Here is a 9,116-nt window from a genome sequence, read left to right as displayed (position 1 = left end):
GACGAGGCGACGAGTCCTCTGTACTCGGCACATTGGCAAGGACTCGTCGCCTCGTCCACTACCGCTTACCCGAAAACCAAGGTGCGGCGGAATACGAGGCTGAAGTGCGAATCGCCTCGCGGACCCCTGGCGTCTATTCGCCAGATCAGCATTGACCCTGGCGTCAACACGCCGTAGGATCTCGACAACGTCGCGAGCCGAAACTCAGCGACGCGATAGGGTTGCTCTCGATACCAAAAAAAAACGCACGACGCCCGAAGGCGCCGTGCGGTGCTGGATTTCCAAACTTGCCCCTTGGGCATCCGGCATTGAGTAGTAGGTCTCAGCCATTTCTGATCACTTTTGCCCCAAGTGATCGTTTGGCTGAGGCCTTTTTCTTTACTCCTTGTGGATGTTAGGGACACCTAAAAATCGCTGCCAGAGCAGTACTGGACAAAATGTGATTTTTTGCTAATTCGCAAGGGATTTCTGGATTGACAGTGGGGGTTGGGTCTACCCATAGGCGGTCTGCCGATACAGCCGCAGCGGATCGGAAGAATCGGGTATCTTGGTTGCGTGGACCGTTCATGAGCGAAGTTTCTCGGCGGGCGGTCGTCGTAGAACAGTGGCACTGTCATGCCCCGCCGGGAACCTCTCGTCACCCCCCTCAGCGCAAGATGTCCAGGTCTTCCAATGACGACGCCCGACCACCGCGCCGGTCCGGCGACGGTCCAATCAGCGAACCGAACCAATCCGTCTTGGGCGCGGTTCCCTCTCAGTTTCTAAACACCAGTTTTCCGAGCCTGCTCTCTGATACGGGGGCCCCGTCTTCGCCCCGCTATCAGATCGGCGAGTCGATCGGCAGCGGAGGCATCGGGGATGTCTATCGTGTCTACGACCGCATGGGTCAACGCCATCTGGCACTGAAGACACTTCAGCGCAAGTTTCACCGAAACGGAGCGGCAATTGATCGCTTTCATCGTGAAGGCTTGTTGACCGGAACGCTCCAGCACCCGGGGATTCCACCCGTCTATGACCACGGGACGCTCGAAGACGGCACGCCATTTTTCTCGATGAAGTTGGTCGAGGGGCAGACGTTGCAGCAGCTGATCGAAGCGAGATCCCTGATGGCCAACGCCCTGATCGGTCTGGGACGCCGCGATGACGCCGAACACTACCTCCAAGCCACGATCGAATTGATCAGTAGCGAGCGAGGCGCCAAACACAAGTACGCCCTGGCCGCCCAAAAACAACTCGACGCACTACAAGCGGAAGACTAGTAAACGGACTAATAAACGGTGCCAAGGCGTTCGAACGAAGGCAGACAAGAAAATAGTTGACAAGAAAATGACTGGTCGTGCCTGAAACGGGTCCGGCACATTTTCCTGTCACCCATTTTCCTGTCTATTTTTCTGCCCCCGCCTTTCTGCCAACGTCCGTCTGCAAAATAGCCCGTTGCGCCACCTCCTGAGTCGTCTCTTCGGTACCAGGACCTGTGATTTCAAGTACGATCGAAGATCAAGATGACTGACATGCCACGCCAGACGAACAATGACCCGGGATCGACGGTCGACGCTGAAATCGCCGATCTACTGGATCAATACCTCTGCCAGCGCGAGCAGGGGCGGGCCGTCGATCGCGATCAATGGCTCCGCGAGCACCCCGAATACGCCGAGCGTTTGGCCGAGTGCCTGGACGCGGCGGAGTTGTTCGGCGGTGCGGAAACCGGCGGATTTGATCTGCCGCCCGAATCCGCGCTTCCCGATTCGATCGGCGATTTCGAGATCCTTTCGGAACTCGGGCGCGGCGGCATGGGCGTGGTCTACGAAGCCCGCGAAAAATCGCTCGATCGAATCGTCGCCCTGAAGGTGATGCGGTTCGGGATCGTCGACCCCCAGGCGCTCGACCGGTTCCGTCGCGAAGCCGAAACGGCGGGTGCGCTCCATCACACCAATATCGTTCCGGTTTACGCGACCGGACGCGAAGGTGACACGAGTTGGTACGCGATGCAACGCATCGAAGGGGAAAGTCTTTCCGCGCGCATCGGACGGACCCGCCGAGAGCAGACTCCGCCGCCACTCGATGCGATCCTAGACGTCGGAATCCAAGCCGCCGATGCCCTCTCCCACGCACATGACCGTGACGTGGTCCATCGCGATGTCAAACCGGCCAACTTGATCTTGGATCATGAAGACCGCGTTTGGTTGACGGATTTCGGTTTGGCCCGGCGACTGGTCGATGCCGGCGCGACGATCACCGGTGCGATCTTGGGCACACCGCGCTACATGAGTCCCGAGCAAGCGGACCTGCGCGCCACCGATGTGGACCATCGCAGCGACATCTATTCGCTCGGCGCGACACTGTATGAGATGGCGACCGGACGACCACCGTTTGGGGGCGATGACCCGTTGACGCTGATCAACAAGATTCGTCACGAAGATCCGCCCCCCCTGCGAAGCCTGCGTTCCGATCTGCCGCGTGATTTCGAGGTCGTCTTGCACAAGGCGATGGAGAAAGACGCACGGCGTCGCTATCAGTCCGCCGGTGATCTGGCCGACGACTTGCGTGCCGTGCGCGATGACCATCCGATTCAAGCCCGCCCACTTTCGGTCTTGGAAAAATCGGCGCGTTGGGCTCGCAAGCATCAGTCTCGCGTCCGCGTCGCCGCCGCGGCGATGGCAGTCACGGCAGTGTTGATCGCCGCCCTGTTGTCTGGTCTCGATCAGTGGCGTCAAAGTCAGTTGGGCGCGTTTCGCGTTCGGGCCGGCGGCGGACCGTACCAAGCGACCATCGTTCCGGTCGGCGAATCGGCGTTGTCGGATTCAACGATGGAACTGACGCTTCCGATGCAGAACCATCTCGAGCGGACCGCCGGCGACTATGACATGATGGTTGCACCGACGGGCCGATGGAGTCAGACGCTGCGGTTGCCGGTCACCCGAGGCATACCCAGTGAATACCGGATCACGAACCAACCGGCACCGTCCAAGGAGATTTCGATCAGCGATGCGGCGGTCGTGACCGTTTCCGATGCATCGACGCCAGCGATTTTGTGGCGACGTGACGGTCGACTGAAACGCGTGGCATGGCACTCCGACAACCAGTGGGAACTCGACGCGAGTTCCATCGACACAACGTTGACGAGTCTCGATGGAACCAACACAGACGCAACAAAAACAATTCCCGTCAACTTTGCCGACACGCGCCGCGCCGCGAACTTCGATGCCGGGCACCATCACACCGACGATCACCCGCTGCTCACGCAAGGCGTTGCCGCGCTGCGCACGCCGATCGATTTGAACGGCGATCAACGCGCCGACACGCTGGTCGCCGCGACCGATCAACAAGCGTTGCTGGCCGTCGATGACCGCGGACACATGCTGTGGTCGCGGTCCTACGCCTTCGCCAACTTGCCCACCAAGTCGACCTTGCCGGATCCTTTCAACCGACGGTCAACACTGCGATTCCCGGGGGTCTTCGAACTGCAGGACGTCGGCGATCGAAACCACGACGGAATCAGCGACCTGTTTGCCATGTTCGTGCACTATCAGATGGCGATTCAGACGGACGTCTGTTTGGCCGTGCTGAGCGGAAAAACCGGCGATGTAATCGATCGGCATCATCAAGTACTTAACACGCCCACCAAAACGTTCTGGCCGGCCGACGCGATTTATCATCCCGCCAAACACCAGTATCGATCGTTCAGCGGTCTATCATTTGACGCGAACTCGGCGTTTCGCTCGGGCCATCGCAACTTCGGCGACTTTTTTGTGCGACACCAGCGTTATAGCTCCCCGATACGGATTCCCGTCCCAAGCCCGCCCCAGTTGCTGCGTGGAGACTCGCTGCGAGTGGTCCTGTTGATCGGGGACCAATGTCAGGTCATCGATTGGGATCAAGACCCCGCGTCTGTCGTGACGATCAAGTTGCCCTTCACGCCGCCCCACGCTCCCCGGATTGCCAACGCCCGCGGCGAAGCAAGACTGATCTTTTACGATCACGAAGAATCGCGATTGAACACGGCTCCATTCAGCGGCACGCAGATCGCCGCCTACGACCTGGACGGCCGGCAACGATGGAGCCGACAAATGGAGCATGTCCAGTGGCGCTATTCGGTCGACCGCAATCACGCCGATTGGCCCTACGTCACGGACATCAACGGTGACGGTGCGGACGAAATCATTGTGCCCCGCATCCGATTTCGCAACGGCGTCGATGTGGGCGTGCAGTTGCTCGACGCAGCCACGGGGACGCCGGTTTGGACCGACCAGACGCCCTACTCGGCGTTCCAATCCGCTGACGATTGCGTGTCTCGCATCACGGTGACCGATGACATCAATCAAGACGGCTGGAAAGACATCGCCACGGCCATCATCGCGGGACGAGGACCAACCGAAGCAGCGGAAAAGGACGCCGATCACCAGGCTTACATTTACGTGGATTGGATCTCGGGAAAAACAGGCAACGTCCTGGCCTGGGCAAGACATCGGATTCCCCAGTTCGGCGACCAAATCCGCGTCGCCCAGATCGACGCGATTCGCAGTGGACTTCCTGACAACCCACCGGGAACGATCGAAATTGATTTTGTCGCCGGCGACCGCACCTTAGACGTCATGCTCGCGTCCTCGGTGATTCGTTTCCACCCCAGCCAACCCAGCCCCGTCGCCATCGCCGCGGGGCTGGATGTCTGTCCCAGCCCCACCGATTCGACATCATCGATACGCGTTTACCGCCGCCGCGGTGGTCCCTTGGGCGTCGGTGAAGATCACCTGGTCCTGTTGCAATCCCAGCGTTCACCGACGATTCGATTGGGCGAAAACACGTTGCTGGCATCCTGGGTTGGCGAATCGGGCCGACATCTGATTGCCGCGTCAGGTTTTCAGCCGACCCGGATCAGCGTCATCGATGCCGTCTCTGGACGGACGGTTTGGAACAGCGATCGGACCGATGGTGATGGCGGCACTTGGATTCCTATCGAACAGGATGATGGCTCCGTCGACTTTCTCGTTCAGAATCAATCGGGAACCGAAACGCCTTCCCGGCTCTTCGACGGAGAAACGGGCGCTGAACTTTGTCGCTTGCGGGGCAATGTGGGAGGCCGAGTCATCCTGGCTCAGTCACTTGACGATGGGAAATCAATCTTGCTCGTCGGCGATGGACGACTTGCCCCCCGAGCGTCTTCTTTAATGACGGGGCAACCGATCAACGCGTTCCAAATGTCCTTGGTCAGTCGAGCGACAGGCCAGATCCGATGGTCGAATCGATTCCTGTTCGGAGCATCCCGCATCAACACGCCCGTTGATTATGACCATCTAAAGTTCGCGGACCTCAACGGCGACGGTATCCAGGACGTTGTCGGCCCCCACTCGCACGACGAGAAGCTGTTTCTCGCCGCCTGGGATGGTGCCAACGGCGAACTGATATGGGAACGATCGGTCTTCCAGCGGCCGACTCGAAGCGACTATTGGATTCCGTTTTCGTTGGTTGTCATCGATGGCCAAACGCACGTCGCCTACTTGGGTCACACTTCGAAAGACAATCCGCTACGACAGCTGGTCCTCTGTGGGCCGGATGGTGAACTCGTTGACTCGACCGAGCCCGACAACGCTGCGTCTGTTCCTCTCGTGGACGGTGCATACGCGAGCCGATACGTGGCAATCGACAAGGCGACCGGTTCGGACGGCATTCCGATGCTGGCGTTGAGCCGGAACGCGAACGGGAAAACGCGTTGTGAGATTTTCGACCTTCGCGACAAGCAATTCCAAAGGATTCGGCAGTTCAATGAATCAGCGGAAAATTTCTATGTGGTCGGCATGTGGTTCTGGGACATCGACGGTGACGGAGTCAAAGAACGCATTGTGATGGACCGCGTCACTGCGGCGGAGGGCGGATCGGCACCCAACGACGATGGCCGATCATCACTTGTCATTCGGTGCTATCCGATGCTGCAGCCTGCTCCGAAATTCCAAATCTTGATTCCCGACGTCAACGGAATCCAGAGTGTCCACTGGAAAGAGGATCACCACGTCCCGATCAGTTGGCTGCACATCGACCAGAATCGCCTCGTGGCAATCGATTGGTCGCGGCAGGAGATTCTGACCGAAACAAATAGCGATCCAGAATCTGCCTCGAACGTACCGGTCATCTGCCGGCGTGACGACACGCACACTCGGATCGCGTCTCCGACGCTTGATGGAATTCAGTTTCAGGATCTGCGTTCCAAAGCACCGCTAGAATCCAACTCGGTGACGTCGCATCGGGAAATGGATCCACGTCGAATGCGACCCCTGTTCCGTTCGATCGGCGGGGACACCACACTCGCCCAATGGGGGCTTGATCTGGTTCGCGGCGGCCTCGCGCTGAGCGTTTTGATTCTGTTGCCGCTTTGGTATGTAAAGCGGACGCTGAAAACGCGACGCTGGAGTCTCGCTTGGCTGCTACTGGCACCGCTGCTGGTCGGAGTTTGGATGGTGATCTGGCAAAGTCCATGGTTGCGTGATCCCGGCCTGGTCATCCATCTTTTCAACGGTGTCACCGCCTGGATGTGCATCGTCGCTTTGCTAATCGCCGTCCGCGATCAGAAAGACGGCCAGGGAGACTCGATCCGATTGATGCTTTCGATCGGTACGCCCGTCGTCTTTTTGGCCCTGGTCGCATTTGCGTACCTGCAACGTCCCGACCCGGAAATCCTTCGTCACCGCATCGATGCAGCGGGACTGCTGCGCGTCGCGCTGTTGAGCCTTATCGTGGTGGTGCAAGTCTATTGGATTCTACGAATTCTGGCTTCGGCATTGCGTCGGATCAGGGGTTGGATGGGGAGGCAAGCGACGACGTGAATGGCGGGGACGAAGACGCTTCGAAGAGTGAAGACTCACTACGAGCCACCTGGTCGATCGGTCCGCTGCGACCGTGGCTGAAAATGCTCGCCGAACGCCAGTTGTCTCCGGCGCTCCGCGGTCGCATCGATCCGTCGGATGTTGTGCAGCAAACCTTGGTGGATGCTTGGCGTGGCCACGAACACTTTCGGGGAAACACGCAAGCCGAACGCTTGGCCTGGTTACGCACGATCCTGAAACGCACGTTGTTGCGGTACGACCGCGATCAACTGCGAACGCTCAAACGCGGGCAGGGGCGAGAACAACAATTACAAGCGGCTTTGGATCGCGACAGCATTCGCATCGAACAACTGGCGATCGACCGGGAGCCCGATCCACGCTCGCACGCCGACCGGGCGGAACAAACCCTGCAATTGGCCGCGGCCCTTGACCGACTGCCCAACGACTATCGCGAAGTTCTGACACTGCGGCACATCGACGGCCTGTCTCACGAGCAGATCGCTCAGCGGATCGGACGGTCGAACGCCGCGACACGGATGCTGTGGATCCGGGCGCTGGAGAAGCTCAAAGCCGTTTACGGTGATTGTTCAGGTCGGTTGTAACGAGAAGAGGGTCAAAAAATGGGTTGGTCAAAAAATGAAGACAGGGAAACCAAGAGCTCTTTTATTTGAATCCACTCCATTTTTTGACCAGCCCATTTTTTGACCAGTCCCATTTTCCGCCGGGGTTACTCTTGAACGTCGATGCGTTTCAGGAATTTGAAGATGTCGCTGTCGGTGCTCAGAATCAGCGTCGTGTTCGGATCCAACATCTCCTGATACGTCTCCATCGTTTTAATGAAGGCGTAGAACTGGATCGAATCGGGACTTTGGTTGTAGGCCTGGGCGTAAATCTCGGTGGCCTCGGCGTCGGCAGCACCTTGGATCTCCTGGACTTGTTTGTAAGCCTGGGATTCGATTTCCAGCAAATCCTTTTCCTTGCGACCGATGATTTTGGCCGCCTCGCCGGCGCCCTCGCTGCGGAAACGTTCGGCGATTTGTTGCCGTTCGCTGATCATCCGAGAATAGATCCGGTCCCTGACGCTCTCGTTGTAATTGATGCGTTTGAAGCGGACATCCAGCAATTCGATTCCCAGGTCCGTGACTTTACTGGCCGCTTGTTGAAAGATCTCCTCTTCGATTTTGGCACGCCCCTTGTTGATCGGGTACAGGATTCCGATGTTGCCGGGCGCGTCGGCGATGGTTTCATCGCGGACGGGTTGGCGGTCTTTGGTGGTCCGGACCAATTCGATCAATTCGTGTTTGGCGATCGCGTTGCGGGTTTCGCTGCCGAGGATGTCATCGAGACGCGATTGGGCGCTGCGTTCATCTCTGAGTCGCAGGAAGAACTGTTTGGCATCATTGATCCGCCAACGACCGAAGGTGTCGACGACGATGTAGGTTTTGTCTTTGGTCGGCATTTCGTTGGGACGGCCGTCCCATTCCAGGATGCGTTTTTCAACGCGAGTGACTTCCTGGATGAGCGGAAGTTTGAAATGCAAGCCGGCGTCGGTGATCGGATCGCCGACCGGTTTTCCGAACTGGGTGATGATGACCTGTTCGGTTTCGCTTACCGTGTAGGCTGCGCTGTAGGCGACCAATCCGCCCAGAATCACGATGGCGGCGACCGCGGGGAATGTCAGACGGTTCATGGGGATCTCCGGTCGGCTTGCGGGGCCAGATTCAACAGTGGCAAAATCTGGTTGGCTTGATCATCCATGATGATTTTTTGCCCGAGCGTCGGGATGACTTGCCGCATGGTTTCGATGTAGATTCGCTGCTTGGTCACTTCGGGTGCTTTGGCGTATTCGGCAAACACGGCATTGAATCGCGAGACATCGCCTTGAGCTTCGTTGACGCGTTTGAGCGCGTAACCCTCGGCGGCTTGTGTCTTCTGTTCCGCTTCACCGCGTGCACGTGGGACTTCTTTGTTGTATTCACCGTTGGCAACGTTGATCATCTGCTCACGTTCCTGCTGAGCTTGGTTGACCTCGTTGAACGACGGTTGGACCGGTTGCGGTGGGTTGACGTTTTTCAGTTGAACCTGGTCGATGCTCAGACCCAGCTCGTATTTGTCGACCTGTTCCTGGAGTTGCAACAGTGCCTCGACCTCGATCTCTTGTCGGCCGATCGTGATGACTTCGTCGACGGTGCGGTCTCCCACGACGGTCCGCATCACCGATTCGGAGATGTCGCGTAGCGTTTGGCCCGGATTGCGAACCTTGAACAAGAACAGCTTCGGATCGCGGACGCGGTATTGGAT

General features: G+C 58.2%; 5 protein-coding genes. 3 read left to right on the top strand and 2 right to left on the bottom strand.

The window, feature by feature from the left end; genetic code table 11:
• The first annotated feature begins 566 nt into the window (after nt 1-566).
• From ABX749_RS11660 to ABX749_RS11650, 3 genes are all read left to right on the top strand, one after another.
• Entirely contained in the window at nt 567-1,259 is a 693-nt protein-coding gene (locus ABX749_RS11660) for a hypothetical protein (RefSeq protein ID WP_372896135.1), read from the top strand.
• A 243-nt stretch (nt 1,260-1,502) separates the two neighbouring features.
• A complete protein-coding gene (locus tag ABX749_RS11655) occupies nt 1,503-6,815 on the top strand; it encodes a serine/threonine protein kinase (protein WP_372896134.1) in 5,313 nt (1,770 codons plus the stop codon).
• Nucleotides 6,812-7,417, top strand: coding sequence for a sigma-70 family RNA polymerase sigma factor (locus ABX749_RS11650; RefSeq protein ID WP_372896133.1), 606 nt, complete (start codon nt 6,812-6,814; stop codon nt 7,415-7,417). Before ABX749_RS11655 ends, ABX749_RS11650 begins: the two co-directional genes overlap by 4 nt.
• Before the next feature lie 125 nt (nt 7,418-7,542).
• Here the strand turns inward: ABX749_RS11650 and hflC are convergent, their stop codons facing one another.
• Both hflC and hflK read right to left on the bottom strand, forming a co-directional pair.
• Complete coding sequence (gene hflC, locus ABX749_RS11645) at nt 7,543-8,505, bottom strand: protease modulator HflC (RefSeq protein ID WP_372896132.1); 963 nt, start codon at nt 8,503-8,505, stop codon at nt 7,543-7,545.
• The coding region (hflK, locus tag ABX749_RS11640; protein ID WP_372896131.1) for an FtsH protease activity modulator HflK at nt 8,502-9,116 on the bottom strand (615 nt) is incomplete at its 5' end. The genes hflC and hflK, both read right to left, overlap by 4 nt.

It is taken from the genome of Stieleria sp. (assembly GCF_041595215.1).
Taxonomy (GTDB): Bacteria; Planctomycetota; Planctomycetia; order Pirellulales; family Pirellulaceae; genus Stieleria; species Stieleria magnilauensis.
The sequence above is the reverse complement of the archived record's forward strand: the minus strand, read 5'-3'. Positions and strand labels throughout refer to the sequence as shown.